Here is a 17,384-nt window from a genome sequence, read left to right as displayed (position 1 = left end):
AAGCCCTGCCAGCCCTTAGAAAAAACCTATGTAAAACCCGCATAGTATTTTGCCCGGGCCGTCCGCATACTCGCCGCAACAATTAAGCACAATGAACGATGGTGGAGTATGGAAGACACCATTCTGGAGACCCAGGGACTGACCAAGGAATTTCGCGGCTTCGTCGCCGTGAAAGGCGTCGACCTGCGCGTGCGTCGCGGACACATCCACGCGCTCATCGGACCCAACGGGGCCGGCAAGACTACCTGCTTCAACCTGCTGACGAAATTCCTGGCGCCCAGCGCCGGCCGCATCGTTTTCAACGGCATCGACATCACCGGCGAACGGCCCGCGCAGATCGCCCGCCGCGGCATCATCCGCTCCTTCCAGATTTCGGCCGTATTCCCGCACCTGACGGTACTGGAAAACGTGCGCATCGGACTGCAGCGCAAGACGGGACTTTCCTATCATTTCTGGCGCAGCGAAAAGCCGCTGGACCGGCTCAACGAGACGGCGCGCGCGCTGCTCGATGAAGTGGACCTTGGCGGCTTCGCCGACGAAATGACGGTCAACCTGCCCTACGGACGCAAGCGGGCGCTGGAAATCGCCACCACGCTGGCCATGGAGCCGGAATTGATGCTGCTGGACGAACCCACGCAGGGCATGGGCCACGAGGATGTCGATCGCGTCACCCGGCTGATCAAGCGGGTCAGCGCCGGGCGCACCGTCCTGATGGTCGAACACAATATGAAAGTGGTGTCGTCCATCGCCGACCGCATTACCGTGCTGGCGCGTGGCGCCATCCTGGCCGAAGGCGACTACGCCGAGGTCTCGGCCAATCCGGACGTGATGCAGGCATATATGGGGACCACCGCGGGTGAATTGCAAGGAGCGCACGGATGACAGCGCCGGCACTGGAAATCTCCGATCTGCACGCCTGGTATGGCGAATCGCACATCCTGCATGGCGTGAACATGCAAGTGGCCCAGGGCGAAGTCGTGACGCTGCTGGGCCGCAACGGCGCCGGCCGCACCACCACGCTGCGCGCCATCCTGGGACTGACCGGCACGCGCCGGGGGTCGGTGCGCATCAATGGCACCGAATCCATCGGCATGCCCACTTTTCGCATCGCGCACCTGGGCGTGGGCTACTGCCCCGAGGAACGCGGCATCTTCGCCAGCCTGTCCTGCGAAGAGAACCTGCTGCTGCCGCCGGTCATCGGCGGCGCGCTGGGCGGGGGCATGTCGCTGGCCGAGATCTACGACATGTTCCCCAACCTGCACGAACGGCGGCACTCGCCCGGCACCCGCCTGTCGGGGGGCGAGCAGCAGATGCTGGCCGTCGCGCGCATCCTGCGCACGGGCGCCAGCCTGCTGCTTCTGGACGAGATCTCCGAAGGCCTGGCTCCGGTTATCGTGCAGGCGCTGGGACGCATGATCACCGCCCTGAAGCAACGGGGCTACACCATCGTCATGGTGGAACAGAATTTCCATTTCGCCGCGCCGCTGGCCGATCGCTTCTACGTCATGGAACACGGCCAGATCGTGGAGCATTTCGACGCAGCACAACTTGCTGAAAAACAGGAAACGCTCAACGACCTGTTGGGCGTTTGAATGTGCGACCCGCCGGATAACCGGCAACCCCCTACAAGAGGGAGAGGAGTAATGATGAAGCTGCATACCCTTACCGCCGCATTGGCGCTGGCCGGGCTGGGCCTGGTCGCGGCGCCCGCCGCTCACGCGCAAGGCGTCTCCAACGATGTCATCCGCATCGGCTTCATTACCGATATGTCGGGCGTGTATTCCGACATCGACGGCAAGGCCGGCGTGGAAGCCATCCGCATGGCGATCGAGGATGCCGGCGGCGCCATCAACGGCAAGAAAATCGAACTGCTGTACGCCGACCACCAGAACAAGGCCGACGTGGCGTCTTCGCGCGCGCGGGAATGGTTCGACCAGCAGCACCTGGACGTGCTGGTGGGCGGCACCAATTCCGCGACCAGCCTGGCCATGGCGGCCGTCGCGGCGGAAAAGAAGAAACCCTTCATCGCCATCGGCGCGGGCGCCTCGGACCTGACCAATGCGCAATGCACGCCCTACACCGTGCACTACGCCTATGACACCGTGGCCCTGGCGCGCGGCACCGGCTCCGCCGTGGTGAAGGACGGCGGCAAGAGTTGGTTCTTCCTGACCGCCGACTACGCCTTCGGCCACGCACTGGAACGCGACACCGCCAATGTTGTGAAGGCGGCCGGCGGCGAAGTCAAGGGCCAGGTGCGCGCACCGCTGGGCGCCTCGGACTTCTCCTCGTTCCTGCTGCAGGCGCAGGCATCCAAGGCGCAGATCCTGGGCCTGGCCAACGCGGGCGGCGACACGATCAATTCCGTCAAGGCCGCCAACGAGTTCGGCATCACCCAGTCCATGAAGCTGGCGGGCCTGCTGGTGTTCATCAACGACATCGACTCGCTGGGCCTGCAGGCCACGCAGAACATGTACCTGACCGATGGCTGGTACTGGGACCAGAACGACGCCTCGCGCGCCTGGAGCAAGAAGTTCGAGGCCAAGATCGGCCGCAAGCCCTCCATGCTGCAGGCGGGCGACTACTCGTCGGTGTCCTTCTACCTGAACGCCGTCAAGGCCACCGGTACCGACGACGCCGACACCGTCATGAAGTGGATGAAGTCGAACAAGATCAACGATATGTTCGCCCAGGGCGGCTATGTGCGCGAAGACGGCCGCATGGTCCACGACATGTACCTGATGCAGGTGAAGACGCCCAAGGAGTCCAAGGGGCGTTGGGACTACTACAAGGTGGTGGCCACCCTGCCCGGGGACCAGGTCTACACCAAGCTGTCGGAATCGACCTGCAAGCTGGTCAAGAAATAAGCCCGGCATCGCGGCGCGGCGCGTCCCGGCACGGCCCGGGGCGCCGCGCCCGCCTTCGCTTGCCTATGCATAACCGGCGCAGGATTTCCAAAAAACCATGAATTTTTTCGGCATCCCCATGCAGGCCCTGTTCGGGCAATTGCTGCTGGGCCTGGTCAACGGTTCCTTCTACGCCATGCTGTCGCTCGGCCTGGCGGTCATTTTCGGTTTGCTCAACGTCATCAACTTCGCCCATGGCGCGCTCTACATGATGGGCGCCTTCGTGGCATGGATGGGGCTGGCTTACCTGGGGCTGAACTACTGGATCATGCTGCTGCTGGCGCCGCTGGTGGTGGGCGTGTTCGGCGTGATCGTCGAACGGCTGCTGCTGCGCCACCTGTACCGCCTGGACCATCTATACGGGCTGCTGCTCACCTTCGGGCTGACGCTGCTGATCGAAGGGCTGTTCCGCAGCTTCTACGGCGTGTCGGGCCAGCCCTTTCCCACCCCGGACCTGCTGCGGGGCGCCACCAACCTGGGTTTCATGATCCTGCCCAACTATCGCGGCTGGGTGGTGGTGGCGTCGCTGGTGGTCTGCCTGGGCACGTGGTTCGTCATCGAGCGCACCCGGCTGGGCGCGCTGCTGCGCGCCGCCACGGAAAACCCCAAGCTGGTCGAGGCCTTCGGCGTCAACGTGCCGCGCATGATCATGCTGACCTACGGCTTCGGCGTCGCCCTGGCGGCCTTCGCCGGCGTGCTGGCGGCGCCGGTGCTGCAGGTCTCGCCCCTGATGGGCTCGAACCTGATCATCGTGGTATTCGCCGTGGTGGTGATCGGCGGCATGGGCTCCATCATGGGCGCGATCGTCACGGGGCTGGGCCTGGGCGTGGTGGAAGGCCTGACCAAGGTCTTCTGGCCCGAGGCATCCAATACCGTGGTCTTCGTCATCATGGCCATCGTGCTGCTGCTGCGTCCCGCGGGCCTGTTCGGGAAGGAAAAATGAATCGACACATTGCCGGCTATGCGGTGCTGGCCGTCGCGGCGGCGCTGCTGCCCTTCTTGGGCGTCTATCCCATCTTCGCCATGAAGGTCATGTGCTATGCGCTGTTCGCCTGCGCCTTCAATCTGCTGCTGGGCTTTACCGGCCTGCTGTCCTTCGGGCACGCGGCCTTCCTGGGCAGCGCAGCCTACGCCACCGGACATGCCCTGAAGGCCTGGGGCCTGACGCCCGAGGCGGGCCTGGTCTTCGGCGTCGCGGTGGCCGCCCTGCTGGGGCTGGTCGTGGGCGGCCTGGCCATCCGCCGCAGCGGCATCTACTTCGCCATGATCACGCTGGCCATGGCCCAGATGGTGTACTTCTTCTTCCTGCAGGCGCCCTTCACCGGCGGGGAGGACGGCCTGCAGCAGGTGCCGCGCGGACGCCTGTTCGGCCTGATCGACCTGAGCAGCGACCTGACGCTGTACTACCTGGTGCTGGCGCTGTTCCTGATCGGCTTCGCCATCATCTGGCGCGCCGTCAATTCCCCCTTCGGACAGGTGCTCAAGGCCTTGCGCGAGAACGAACCGCGCGCGGTTTCGCTGGGCTATGACGTCGAGCGCTTCAAGCTGCTGGCTTTCGTGCTGTCCGCGGCCATCGCCGGCCTGGCGGGCTCGGCCAAGACGCTGGTCTTCGTCTCGGCCACGCTTTCGGATGCCACGTGGCAGATGTCCGGGCTGGTGATCCTGATGACCCTGATCGGCGGCATGGGCACCTTCCTGGGCCCGGTGCTGGGCGCCTTCATCGTCGTCCTGCTGGAAAACAAGGTCGGCGATTTCGGCCAGGCGCTGACCAGCCTGACCGGCGTCGAGTGGTTCCGCCAGCTGGGCGGATCGGTCACCATCGTCATCGGCCTGATCTTCGTGGTGTGCGTCATGGCCTTCCGCCGCGGCATCGTCGGCGAATTCCAGGCCCTGCTGCGACGGCGCAAGGCGGCCTGAGGCCGCCGGCGCGGCCCTGCGACGCGGGGCCGCGGCTTTCCGCCCCATCCCGCCGAGCGGGGCGGCGGCTCCCCACGCCGCGTGGCGTCGCGACCCGCCGCAGGCCTCCCGGCAATCCCTGCCGCCCGGCGCCGCCCCTTTCCCGCGCGCGCCGTTGCGCCCCCGCGCGCCGTCCGGCCCAGCCGCCATCCGACCGAGCGCCCTTCCCATGGCGATGCGGTCTACGACCCTTGCAGGGCACGTGCCATGCGAAGGAAGGACCGCCCCGCGCCGCGCCGGCACGCCGCCGCACGAACCGCCACGTGTTTTCGCTATGCTATGGGGCGATCCGGATGAGCACGGCGCGCCCAGCCCCTCGGCGGCGTCCTGAACTTTTCCCGGTTGGCAATGTCTTATATAAGACATAAGATATAAGACCCAGGATTCCCCCGCCCTGCCGCGGTACATGACAAGCGCGGGGAAACGCATGAAAATGGCTGCTTTTTCGCGGTCCACTACATTGGAGTTCATCATGCCGCACAACGTGTTCGACACACTCAAGACATTCAAGATCGGCAACCAGACCTGTCAGTACTACTCCCTGCCGGCGCTGGGCAAGGCGCTGGGCGTGGATGTGCAACGACTGCCTGTGTCGCTGCGTATCGTGCTGGAATCGGTGCTGCGCAATTGCGACGGCCAGAAGGTGACCGAAGAGCATGTCAGGCAGTTGGCGAACTGGCAGCCCAATGCCAAGCGCGAAGAAGAAATCCCCTTCGTGGTGGCCCGCGTGGTGCTGCAGGACTTCACCGGCGTGCCCCTGCTGGCCGACATCGGCGCCATGCGCTCCGTGGCGCAGGCCATGGGCGCGGACCCCAAGCGCATCGAACCCCTGGTGCCGGTGGACCTGGTGGTGGACCACTCCGTCATGATCGATTACTTCGGTTCCAAGCAGGCCCTGGACCTGAACATGAAGCTGGAGTTCAAGCGCAACCAGGAGCGCTACCAGTTCATGAAGTGGGGCATGGAAGCCTTCGACACCTTCCGCGTCGTGCCCCCCGGCTTCGGTATCGTGCACCAGGTCAACCTGGAATACCTGGCCCGGGGCGTCCACCTGGACAAGGCCAATAACGTGTACTACCCCGACTCCCTGGTCGGTACGGACAGCCACACGACCATGATCAACGGCATCGGCGTGGTGGGCTGGGGCGTGGGCGGCATCGAAGCCGAAGCCGGCATGCTGGGCCAGCCGGTGTACTTCCTGACGCCGGACGTGGTGGGCGTGGAACTGAAAGGCCAGCTGCGCGGCGGCGTCACCGCCACCGACCTGGTGCTGACCATCACCGAGATGCTCCGCCGCGAAAAGGTGGTGGGCAAGTTCGTCGAGTTCTGCGGCGAAGGCACCGCCAGCCTGTCCGTGACCGACCGCGCCACCATCGGCAACATGGCGCCCGAGTACGGCGCCACCATGGGCTTCTTCCCGGTCGACGAGCGCACCATCGAGTATTTCAAGGGCACTGGCCGCACCGAGGAAGAAATCGCCGCCTTCGAGGCCTATTTCAAGGCGCAGAAGATGTTCGGCGTGCCGAAGGGCAAGGACATCAAGTTCACCAAGCTGCTGACGCTGGACCTCGGTTCCGTGGCGCCCTCGCTGGCCGGCCCCAAGCGCCCGCAGGACCGCATCGAGATCGGCAACGTCAAGGACACCTTCGTCTCCCTGTTCTCCAAGCCCGTGGCCGAGAACGGCTTCAACCAGCCCGCCGAAAAGCTGGAACAGGTCTTCACCACCAGCGCCGGCACCAAGGTGAAGAACGGCGACATCCTCATCGCTGCCATCACCTCCTGCACCAATACCTCCAACCCCAGCGTCATGCTGGCCGCGGGCCTGCTGGCCAAGAAGGCCGTCGAAGCCGGCCTGAAGGTATCGCCCAAGATCAAGACCTCGCTGGCGCCGGGATCGCGCGTGGTCACCGAATACCTGACCAAGACCGGCCTGCTGCCCTATCTGGAAAAACTCGGCTTCGACGTGGCCGCCTACGGCTGCACCACCTGCATCGGCAATGCCGGCGACCTGGCCGCCGACCTGAACGAAGCCATCAACGACAACGACCTGGTCTGCGCCGCGGTCCTGTCGGGCAACCGCAACTTCGAGGCACGCATCCATCCCAACATCAAGGCCAACTTCCTGGCGTCGCCCCCGCTGGTGGTCGCCTATGCCCTGGCCGGCACGATGCTGCGCGACCTGATGACCGAACCGGTCGGCAAGGGCAAGAACGGCGACGTCTGGCTGGGCGATATCTGGCCCTCCACCGAAGAAGTGCAGAACCTGCTGAAGTTCGCCCTGGACTCCGATGTCTACCGCGAAAACTACAGCGATGTGCGGACCAATCCGGGCAAGCTGTGGGAAAACATCAAAGGCGTGAGCGGCGAGGTCTATAACTGGCCGACCTCCACGTATATCGCCGAACCGCCCTTCTTCAAGGACTTCGGCATGGAACCCGCGGCCATGCCCACCGTCCGCGGCGCCCGCGCGCTGGGCATCTTCGGCGACTCGGTCACCACCGACCACATCTCGCCGGCCGGATCCATCAAGGAAACCTCGCCCGCCGGCAAGTGGCTGAAGGAACACGGCGTCATGAAGGCCGATTTCAACAGCTACGGCTCGCGCCGGGGCAACCATGAAATCATGATGCGCGGCACCTTCGCCAACGTGCGTATCAAGAACCTGATGATCCCGCCGCGCGAAGACGGCAGCCGCTTCGAAGGCGGCGAAACGCTGTACCAGCCGTCCGGCGAACAAATGCCCATCTACGATGCCGCGATGAAATACATCGAAGCGGGCGTGCCCACCGTGGTCTTCGGCGGCGAGGAATACGGCACGGGATCGTCGCGCGACTGGGCCGCCAAGGGCACCCAGCTGCTGGGCGTGAAGGCCGTCGTGGCGCGCAGCTTCGAGCGCATCCACCGCAGCAACCTGGTGGGCATGGGCGTGCTGCCCCTGCAGTTCAAGGGCGACGACAGCGTGCAATCGCTGAACATCACCGGCGAGGAAACCTTCGACGTATCCGGCCTGGAAAACGGCATCAAGCCCCAGCAGGACGTCACGCTGACCATCCACCGCAAGGACGGGTCGTCGCAACAGGTGCAAGTGCTGCTGCGCATCGATACGCCCATCGAGGTGGACTACTACCAGCACGGCGGCATCCTGCCCTTCGTGCTGCGCCAACTGCTGGCCGCCTGAACGGACGGACCGCGCAATCACCCATGGCAGCGGCGCCGCGATGCGGCGTCGCTACCTGGGGAACGCCGACGCCCGCGCTCCACGCGCGCCTTCCCTTCCACCAGCGCGCACCAGCATAGTCCGCCGTAATCCCTTCCCCTCCGCCACTACACACCCGGAGGCGCCCGCGTCTTCCCTCCCCGCAACACACCCACGTAGGCGGGCCACGGCCGCGCTGGGCGGCCGCGGCCCGCGGGCATCGCTACCTCTTCCTCCGGCAACACCCCCCACCCACGAAGCCCAAGCACCCAAACCGCCCCAGCACCCGCGATTCCGGCACGCTGGAGTTCGCAGGGGGTGATGCCTGGCGGGGCTGGCCCGTCGGAGGGCGAACGAGCGGATGCCGAAGGGAGCCGTGGCGCGGACGCCATCGAGCAGGACTACTACCCGGGAGCGCCCGGCGGACGAGGCGAGCGATGTGGTGTCCGGGGCCCGGGCCCCGGACCGCCCGACCGGGCCGGACCCGCCAGGCATCGCCCCCGGCGGACGGCCCAGGAACACAGATCCCCGCCAGCAAACAAACAGAACCGCCCGTGAACACAGAGACAGAGACAGAGACAGAGACAGAGACAGAGACAGAGACAGAGACAGAGACAGAGACAGAGACAGAGACAGAGACAGAGACAGCGACAAGGCCCGTCACCCGACGCCCCGCCGGACCTATCCCGCCAAGGTCCGCCCCACGGCAAGCATCAATCCAGCCGGATATCCGCTTTCTGCACCACCACGGCCCAGCGCTGCCGTTCCGCGGCCAGCCACTTGTCCATCTCGGCCGGCGTCATGGTCACCACGTCCGCGCCCTGCTCGGCCAGCTTCGCCTTCAGTTCCGGCACATTCATGATCCGCGCCAGTTCCTTGCTAAGACGGGCCAGCACCTCCGGCGGCATCGCCGCCGGCGCCACCACGCCCTGCCACGTCCCCGACTCGAAGCCCGGCACCCCGGACTCGGCGATGGTCGGGACGTTAGGCACCTGCGGCATGCGATTGCGGCTCGACACCGCGATGGCCTTGAGCTTGCCGCTCTGGATATGCGGCAGCGTAGCCAGCATGCCGTTCATGATGATCTGCGTCTGCCCGCCGATGGTATCCGTGATGGCCTGCGAGCCGCCCTTGTACGGCACGTACTGCCACTGCGCCTGGGTCGCCTGCTCCACCGCCACGCCCGCCACGTGAGGCGCGCTGCCCATCGCCGTCACGGCGAAATTCAGGCGCTCGCGCTTGGACAGCGCCACCAGCTCCGCCAGCGTATTCACCGGCACCGAGGGATGCACCGCCAGGATGTGCGGCGAATACGCCAGCATGCTCACCCCGCGCAAATCCTTGTTGGGATCGAAATTGAGCTTGGTATAGACGGACGGGCTGATCATCAGCGCCCCCACGTCGCACAACAGCAGCGTGTGGCGGTCCTCGCCGGACTGCGCCACGATGCCGGCGCCCAGGTTGCCGTTGGCGCCGGGCCGGTTATCGACGATGACGGTCTGCTTGAGCGTCTCCGACAGCGGCTGGCTGATCGCGCGGGCGATGATGTCGGAAGAGCCGCCCGCCGGATACGGCACCAAGAGGCGGACATTGCGATCAGGCCAATTCTGCTGGGCGCGCACGGCCGGCGCGACGCCGTACAGCGCGGCTGCGCCGGCGACGGTCAGAAAGGAACGGCGGGATGGAACCATGGGAATCTCCTCTATATCGTCGTTTGTTATAGGACATCATATAAGTGCCGCGACGATTCTGCCGACGATCGCGGTCTGCGTCAATGCTCACATTAGGGGACAATCTGGAGCGCCCGGCCCCACATCGACCAGTATCTCGCCGGTCGGATAGATCAACCCAACCTAGATGTACGACAACGTGCCGGCAATATGAAAGCCCTGGACTCGCGCGTCAGTCCAGCTCGTACGCGTCCATCGCCAAGGCACCATAAGCGACCTCGTCCACCAGGCGCGTGGCACGGCCCTCTCCCGCGCCCCACGCCACGAACAGCGGCATCAGGTGCTCGTCGTGGGGGTGGGCCTGGGCCGCGCCGGGCGCCATGGTCTGCCAGGCGAGCAGGGCCGCTGTGTCGGCCGCCGCCAGGCGATCGCCGACCCATTGCCGAAAGGCCTGGACGTACGGCAGCGGCGCCGCATCGTGGGCGGCCTGCACGTGGCGAAGATTGTGCGTCAGCGAGCCCGATGCGACGATCAGCACGCCCTCGTCCCGCAGCGGCCGTAACATCCGGCCCAGCAGGTACTGGCCGCCCGCATCGCGCCCGCCATCCAGCGCCAGCGCCACGACGGGGACATCGGCGTCGGGATAGAGGAAACGCAGCGGCCCCCACACCCCATGGTCCAGCGGCCGGGCAGGGTCCCCGGCGACGGCGACACCCTGCGCGGCCAGCAGCCCTTGCACACGCGCGGCGAGGGCGGGCGAGCCCGGGGGGCCGTAGGACAGCCGATACAGCTCCGCGGGAAACCCGCCGAAGTCGTGCCATGCGCGCTGGCGGTCCCGGGTAGCCACGGCCAACCCGTCGCGGTACCAGTGGGGAGAAATCGCCAGGATGGCGGAGGGACGCTCCCTTCCCTGCGGCCACGCCGCCAGCGCCGCGCCGGCGCGACCGGGCTCCAGCGCCAGCATGGGCGAGCCATGGGAAACGAACAGTACGGGCCACCGCATGGCACACCTCCAGCGTAACGATGGCCTATCGTAACGCCGTCGCACCGAGCGGCCGCCATGCCACCAGGCCGCGCCAGGCCACCATGCTGCCATGCTGCCGTGCTGCCGTGCTGCCGTGCTGCCGTGCTGCCGTGCTGCCGTGCGGCAAGGATACGGCAGGGATGCGGCCACGACCGTCCGGCCCGGCATGCGTGGCGGTACACTATACGGTTCTCTTTCCCCCTGACCGGTCCTTCATCCCCATGCCACGCTCCCGCAGCCATACCTCCTCACGCCTGACCCGCGACGCTTCGCGCCTGGCTACGCTGGCGCTCGCATTGAACAGTTCGGGCAGCCGGGTGGAGGACGTATTCTGGGAAGAGCAACTGCGCGCCTTCATTCCCAAACTGCTGCGCAGCGGCAATGACGCGCCACTGGAATCCGCGCTGGACCATTTGTCCCAGACCCATCCCGGCGCGTACGAAGTGCTGATCGAACAGGCGGAAACCTTTACCGAGTCCACCGTCATCGAAAAGAACGGCGTCAGCTACGACGTCCTGCTGATCGTCGCCCCCATGGTCGCGTGGACGCGCTACACCATCCCGACCGGGCCCGTGTCCCCCGCCGCGCTGCAGGCGCTGACCGCGCAGTTGCACGGCCACGTGCTGGCGCAGGGCGCGCGCCTATCCCTCATGCCGCACCTGGTCAGCATCGACCAGATGCCGCGCACCTTCTCCGAGACCTGGCAGTGGCTGCAACGCCTGGGCTCGCATGCCCTGGGCGCGGAAACCATGAAGCCGGCCATCACGGAAGACGCGGAAACGGCCAATATGCTGGCCGACACGCGCTACCTGGTGGGCGCGGTCGCCGTGCCGCGCGGCACGGCGATCTTCCGCTGGCAGGAAAGCCCCGGCGACGCCGGCGCAACCCGCGAAGCCTGCCTGGCGCGGTGGATAGAACAGGCCCAGCCCACGCTGGCCACCCTGCTGCCCGGCTGCAGCTTCGAATGCCTGCTGCCCGACGCCTACTACGTCAGCAACCGCGAAGCCGACCGGCGCGTGCGGCCGCTGGCGCTGCGCGCCGCCGTCACCTGGCTCGAAGGCGCGGTCAACCTGGAACCGGCGCGGCTGCGCGCCGTGGTGGCGGGCTGCGGCGAAGGCCGCATCGACGAGTACCGGGTCGGCTTCACGGCACGCAACAGCAACGACGTCATCTACGGCTGCGTCTGGCCGCTGTATGGCCGCGAAGACGAAACGGGCGGGGAAGAGGACAAGCCGGACCCCGTGGAGGAAATCGCCGCGCTGCTCAAGGAGCAGGGCGTGAACGATGTCCGCCGCATCCCCGGCGTGCTTCCCGCCGAGTACTGCGAGGACTGCGGAACGCCGTACTTCCCGAACCCGCTCGGCGAGATGGTGCACGCGGAGCTGCCGGAAGACGCCGAGTCCGCCCCGGCCCGGTTCCACTAGACGGGCGAGCGCCATCGATACCTCCCCATGCCCACGCCAGGCTCCGCCATGCACGCGGACATTTTCTGCCGAAGGGTGGACAACTACGGCGACATCGGCGTCTGCTGGCGGCTGGCGCGCGGGCTGAAGCAGGCCGCCGGCTGGCGGATCCGCCTGTGGATCGACGATCTGCCGGCTTTCGCCAGAATGGAGCCACGCTGTGCCCTGGACCGCCAGATCCAGGATATAGACGGGGTCGCCATTGTGGCCTGGACGTCTCCGGCACCGGCCCTGACGCCGGGCGATGTGGTGATCGAGGCGTTCGCCTGCGATCCGCCGGATGCGTTCCGTGCCGCCATGCGCCAGCGCGCCGCCGCGGCCGCGCCTGAGCCGGCCGCGCCTGAGCCGGCCGCGCCTGAGCCGGCCGCGCCCATATGGATCAACCTCGAGTACCTGAGCGCCGAGCCGTGGGTGGAGTCCCACCACCGGCTTCCATCGCCGCAGCCGGACGGCCTGATGAAGTACTTTTTCTTCCCGGGATTCACGGCGGCCACGGGCGGCCTGCTGCGCGAACCGGATCTGGCGGCGCGGCGCGACGCCTTCCAGCGCTCGCCGGACGCCCAGCGCGCTTTCCTGCAGGGATTGGGCATCGGCGCGGACCGCATGGCGGGTTGGCTGCCGGCTTGCGGCGGCGCCCATCCGGCGTCGACGCGGCTGGCGACCCTGTTCTGCTATCCCACGGCGCCCCTGGCAAGCCTGGTGGCGGCCCTGAGCGGCGACCCGCGGCCCACGCTGCTTCTGGTGCCGGAGGGCGTCGCGCCCGGCCTGGAGGCCCTGGCCGGCCCCGCTGCCACCGGTTTGGATATCGTGCGCATCCCCTTCCTGTCGCAAGACGACTACGACAGGCTGCTATGGTGCGCGGACCTGAACTTCGTGCGTGGGGAGGACTCCGTGGTCCGCGCCGGATGGGCAGGCCGCCCCCTGGTCTGGCAGATCTATCCCCAGGCCGACGACATACACCTGGATAAGCTGCACGCCTGGCTGGACCGCTACCGGCCGCCGCCACAGGCGCGGGCCCTGATCCTGGCGTGGAACACCGGCGCCGCGTCCGGTCCGCTGGCGGCGGCCTGGCGGGACGCGACCTCCGCGCCGGGCTGGGAGGCGTGGCGGCACACCGCCCGGGCATGGGACCGCGACCTGTCGGCCATGCCCGACCTGGCGGCAAACCTGATCCGATTTTGCGCAAATCTGCGCCAAAAATGTTAGAATTCTGGGTTTTTCGCCCCCTTTACTTTCCCGATCCGACACCGTAACCGGACCGGGCAGAACCAGATATCTCCCCGGAGTTTTAATCGATGAAAACCGCTCAGGAACTGCGAGTCGGCAACGTGGTCATGGTCGGCAAGGATCCCCTCGTGGTCCAGAAGGCCGAATACAACAAGTCGGGCCGCAACGCGGCCGTGGTGAAGCTGAAGTTCAAGAACCTGCTCACCGCCGCCGGCAGCGAATCGGTCTACAAGGCCGACGAAAAATTCGACGTCGTGGTGCTGGACCGCAAGGAGTGCACGTACTCCTATTTCGGCGACCCCATGTATGTCTTCATGGACGAGGAATACAACCAGTACGAGATCGAAGCCGAAAGCATGGGCGACGCGCTCAACTACCTGGAAGAAGGCATGCCCGTGGAAGTCGTCTTCTACGACGGCCGCGCCATCTCGGTGGAACTGCCCACCAGCGTCGTGCGCGAGATCACCTATACCGAGCCCGCCGTGCGCGGCGACACCTCCGGCAAGGTGCTGAAGCCGGCCAAGATCAACACCGGCTACGACATCAACGTGCCGCTGTTCTGCGAAATCGGCGACAAGATCGAAATCGACACGCGCACGGGCGAATACCGCAGCCGCGTCAACGGTTAAGCCGCGCGGCGCGCCGCAAGGCGCCACGCTCGCCGACCCGCGAAGCCCTCCCGACGGAGGGCTTTTTCTTTGGGCCGCGATTCCGCGATGGCCGCCGAAGGCGCGGACGGGGAACCGCCACGGCGGCCATCCTACCCAGTGCGTGCCACATATCCGGCCACGGCCGGCATGGCCGGCGACTATGCCCCAACCCCCGGTCGTTCATGCAAGAGGTCGGTCCCATGCACCCCATACACCCGCTCGCTCCCATCCGCGCCCAGGCCTACGACGCGCCGCCCTTGACGGCGCCGTTCCGGACGGGGACCGGCCCGTCACCCGGCCCACGCGCACGGCTGCGACGGCCCGCGAGCCAGGCGCTCAGGCTGGACTTGCCGCCCAAGCGGCCCACGACGCAGTCGCCCGCGCTGACGCCGCCATCCCGCACCCCCTCGGATCCGCCCTCGGTATCCGCCCGATTGTCCGCCCAGTCACCCGCCCCCTTGCCGGCCCACTTGCCGGCCCAGCTGTCCGCGCCCCTGTCCGCGCCCCTGCCCGCGCCCCTGTCCGCGCCCGTGACCGCCTCCCCGTCCGGGTCATACATCACGCTCGTGCCGGCTCCCACCGAGGTCCAACCCGGCTCGCCGTTGTCGCTTCCTTTCATCGAACCCCAGCAGCTGTTCAACGCCCTCAGCCCCGCCATGCATCGCATCGCCAACGAGGTGATGCGCGACGAAGCGCCCGTGTCCCGCCGCGCGAACGATGGACGGTTCCGGGGCGGTCTGGTATCCATGCACAACAACGCCTCCAAGCGCGCCGTCACGCGCGACATCGTACGAGGGGCCAGCCAGTTGCTGGCGCGGGATGCCTGCACCATGAACGCCTGCGCGAGGTCGTACGGCATATCGCATCAGGCCTTGCGTAGCTTCGTCGAACCGGATGGCCATCTGACCGCGCTGGGCCGCGCCGTCGACGATGCCACGCTGATCACGCCGCAGGACCGCAAGGCGGCGAACTTGCCGCCGACCGTGGGTCGGACGGTGCTGGACGAAAAGGATTACGCCCTGGCGGACAAGATGGTCGGGATGCGGGCGGGCCAGATGTCGCGCGCGCTGTTCTGCGAGATGTTCGGCTATGACCACGAAACCATCTATCGCGCCTACGAGGACACGGGCGCCATGACGGCCTTCGGCCGGCAGGCACGCCACGCGCTGCGCGCCGCCAACGGGCTGGAGGAATCTCCCGAGGCGGATGCCGGCCAAGTCTCCCCGGACGCCGCCGACCCCGATGTGGAGCGCACGCTTGCCGAGCAGCGCCTGACGGACCTGGCCACGCGCGGGAACATCCGCATCCGCTATTGGCGGGGCGACACCTTTCAAATGTTCGGTCCGCCCGAAGCGCCGTTGGCGGGCGACGTGGACCGCGCGGGCGGCGATTGGCGTATCCGGCCATCGCGCCTGGATGAATACCGCATGGCGCCGCGGCAGTGGGCGATGGACCACATCGTCGACATCCTGCGCCTGCATGCGCGCGGCGCGAGCGGCCGGGCTGCCCTGGCCGCTCGCTATGCGCTGACGCCGTCCGGCATCGGACGCGCCATGCTGATCGCGCCCCAGCCCGGCACGCACCTGGAAATCCTGACTGAGGATAGGATCGACACGCCCTAGTGCCCCTAGTGCCCCTCGTACCGTCAGTCCGCCTGAACGCCATCGCACCGCCTGCCCCGAGGTCCATCCCATGTACGCCATCCATGCCGCCGGCCAGGCGGCCCCCCCGCCTATCGAGACGCAACAGCCCACCCCATTTCGCGCGGGCGTCGCCCCGCCTCCCCGGGCACGCGCACGCATGCACCGGCCGACGCGGCCGCCATTGACCTTGCAGCTGCCTTCCCGGCAGGCCTACGCCACGGGCCAGGGTGCCGGCCCGGGTTCCGGTGCGGGGTCGCCGGCGGCCAGCCATTTGGATGCACCATCCTGTCCGGGGTCGGGTTCGCCGCTGTCGGCCATATCGTCGCTCTCGCTGCCCTTCCCTTTCCTGGGCGTGGATCGTCTGCTCGACGGCCTCGATCCCGAGATGCGCCTCGTCGCCCGGGACGTCATGCAGGACGACGACGTCTTCGGCGCCCCCCCATCCACCGGCGCCGGGGAGATATCCGGACCGCGCCCCGCCTCGCCGGGTGCCGCACCCGGGCGTCCGCCCAGCATGGCCGGGCGGACGCCCGAGCCGCCATCAGGCTCCGCGAGTCCGCCGGCGGTCGAGCAGGACGCCCGCCCGCCGGCCACTGCAACGAGCCATTCCGTGCCTGCCACCGCGGAAGCCCTATCGCGCCGACGCCACGAGGCATGGCGGCGATCCCTACTGGCCACGCTGAACATGGGCCCCAAGCGCGACATCACGCGCGAGGTGATCCGCGAAGCCAGCCGGCGCCTGGCCGGCCACCCGGCCAATCTGCGCGGTTTTGCCCGCGCTGCCCGGGTTTCGCAGCAGGCGCTGCGCAGCTTCGTCGATGGCTGCGGCAGGCTGACCGACCTGGGACGAGCGGTGGACCGCGGCACGCTGCTGACACCCGCCGACCGCCGCGCCGCGAACCTGCCCGACATCGAGCGCAAGACCACGCTCCAAGGCGAAGACTTCGCGTTGGCCGGCAAGCTGATCAAGCTGAATGCGGGCGGCTTGTCGCGCGCCCTGTTCTGCGATCTTTACGGCTACGACCGCGCCACGATTTACCGGGCTTACCAGGAAGACGGCACCCTGACCGAATGGGGCCGCGCGCAGCGCGACGCGCTCGGACCCGACGGCCACGCCCGCCCCGCCATGCAAACCGGCCCAGGCGCGGATGCGAATATGACGCCCCTCGCCCGCGCGGAACAACCGGGACCCGCCGCGCGGGACGGCACTGAACCGGGGATGGGCTCGCCTCTGCATGCGGACATGCAGGCACGGCAGCGCAAGGGCCACTGGGATCCGGAGACCGCGGCGCAGCGCCTGTCGACGCTGGCCTCCCAGGAAGGCATCGCCCTGGGCTACTGGCACGAGGCCAGCTTCCGCAAGCTGGGCAAGACGGACGCACCGCTGGCGGGCAATGTGGACCAGGCCGGCGAGCGGTGGCGCATATGCCCGGCCGGAGGCGGGGACTACCGCGTCCCGGCCGGCGAGCAGGCCATGGAACACATCGTCAACATCCTGCGCCTGCATGCGCACGGGCACGTGGGACGCCTGGCCTTGGCGGCGGAATACACGCTCGTCCGTCCCACCCCCCGGGGACCGATATTCGCGACGCCCAAGGCGGGCGCGCCGGACGCCGCGCGCGCCCGAGCGGCGGCGGGTGCCCGGTAGGCCG

13 protein-coding genes are annotated in these 17,384 nt (G+C 67.5%); 11 read left to right on the top strand and 2 right to left on the bottom strand.

The genetic code is table 11. The features are described from left to right. Positions 1-108 precede the first annotated feature (108 nt). From BAU06_RS07715 to acnA, 6 genes are all read left to right on the top strand, one after another. The gene (locus BAU06_RS07715; protein ID WP_066346580.1) at positions 109-882 is read left to right on the top strand and encodes an ABC transporter ATP-binding protein; all 774 of its coding nucleotides are present in this window, start codon (positions 109-111) and stop codon (positions 880-882) included. Next, positions 879-1,592: an ABC transporter ATP-binding protein gene (locus BAU06_RS07710; RefSeq protein ID WP_066346578.1), complete on the top strand. Its 714-nt coding sequence runs from the start codon at positions 879-881 to the stop codon at positions 1,590-1,592. The genes BAU06_RS07715 and BAU06_RS07710 overlap by 4 nt, the downstream gene beginning before the upstream one ends. A gap of 54 nt (positions 1,593-1,646) precedes the next feature. Then, positions 1,647-2,864: an ABC transporter substrate-binding protein gene (locus tag BAU06_RS07705; protein ID WP_066346577.1), complete on the top strand. Its 1,218-nt coding sequence runs from the start codon at positions 1,647-1,649 to the stop codon at positions 2,862-2,864. Between the two features lie 97 nt (positions 2,865-2,961). Then, positions 2,962-3,846 carry a branched-chain amino acid ABC transporter permease gene (locus tag BAU06_RS07700; protein ID WP_066346575.1) on the top strand — a complete coding sequence of 295 codons (885 nt, stop codon included), beginning with the start codon at positions 2,962-2,964 and terminating at the stop codon, positions 3,844-3,846. After that, the gene (locus tag BAU06_RS07695) at positions 3,843-4,820 is read left to right on the top strand and encodes a branched-chain amino acid ABC transporter permease (protein ID WP_066346567.1); all 978 of its coding nucleotides are present in this window, start codon (positions 3,843-3,845) and stop codon (positions 4,818-4,820) included. Before BAU06_RS07700 ends, BAU06_RS07695 begins: the two co-directional genes overlap by 4 nt. 511 nt (positions 4,821-5,331) lie before the next feature. Beyond that, positions 5,332-8,037 carry an aconitate hydratase AcnA gene (gene acnA, locus BAU06_RS07690; protein ID WP_066358392.1) on the top strand — a complete coding sequence of 902 codons (2,706 nt, stop codon included), beginning with the start codon at positions 5,332-5,334 and terminating at the stop codon, positions 8,035-8,037. A gap of 731 nt (positions 8,038-8,768) precedes the next feature. Here acnA and BAU06_RS07685 read toward each other — a convergent pair. Together BAU06_RS07685 and BAU06_RS07680 are read right to left on the bottom strand one after the other, a co-directional pair. Beyond that, the gene (locus BAU06_RS07685; RefSeq protein ID WP_066346565.1) at positions 8,769-9,746 is read right to left on the bottom strand and encodes a Bug family tripartite tricarboxylate transporter substrate binding protein; all 978 of its coding nucleotides are present in this window, start codon (positions 9,744-9,746) and stop codon (positions 8,769-8,771) included. A 211-nt stretch (positions 9,747-9,957) separates the two neighbouring features. Next, on the bottom strand, positions 9,958-10,728 hold the full coding sequence (locus BAU06_RS07680; RefSeq protein WP_066346563.1) for a DODA-type extradiol aromatic ring-opening family dioxygenase: 771 nt from the start codon (positions 10,726-10,728) through the stop codon (positions 9,958-9,960). 242 nt (positions 10,729-10,970) lie between these two features. Here BAU06_RS07680 and BAU06_RS07675 point away from each other — a divergent pair, with 242 nt between their 5' ends. The 5 genes from BAU06_RS07675 (at position 10,971) to BAU06_RS07650 (ending at position 17,380) form a co-directional block, all read left to right on the top strand. Next, complete coding sequence (locus tag BAU06_RS07675; protein ID WP_066346561.1) at positions 10,971-12,173, top strand: DUF2863 family protein; 1,203 nt, start codon at positions 10,971-10,973, stop codon at positions 12,171-12,173. A 48-nt stretch (positions 12,174-12,221) separates the two neighbouring features. Beyond that, entirely contained in the window at positions 12,222-13,418 is a 1,197-nt protein-coding gene (gene earP / locus BAU06_RS07670) for an elongation factor P maturation arginine rhamnosyltransferase EarP (RefSeq protein ID WP_066346557.1), read from the top strand. 89 nt (positions 13,419-13,507) lie between these two features. Continuing rightward, positions 13,508-14,068: an elongation factor P gene (efp, locus tag BAU06_RS07665; RefSeq protein ID WP_066346555.1), complete on the top strand. Its 561-nt coding sequence runs from the start codon at positions 13,508-13,510 to the stop codon at positions 14,066-14,068. Positions 14,069-14,289: 221 nt separating this feature from the next. Then, entirely contained in the window at positions 14,290-15,711 is a 1,422-nt protein-coding gene (locus tag BAU06_RS07655; protein WP_156770179.1) for a hypothetical protein, read from the top strand. A gap of 631 nt (positions 15,712-16,342) precedes the next feature. Beyond that, positions 16,343-17,380 (top strand): hypothetical protein, encoded by a 1,038-nt coding sequence (locus BAU06_RS07650; protein ID WP_156770178.1) that lies wholly within the window; start codon positions 16,343-16,345, stop codon positions 17,378-17,380. Positions 17,381-17,384 lie beyond the last annotated feature (4 nt).

This window comes from Bordetella bronchialis, from assembly GCF_001676705.1.
Classification (GTDB): Bacteria; Pseudomonadota; Gammaproteobacteria; order Burkholderiales; family Burkholderiaceae_B; genus Bordetella_C; species Bordetella_C bronchialis.
The sequence above is the reverse complement of the archived record's forward strand: the minus strand, read 5'-3'. Positions and strand labels throughout refer to the sequence as shown.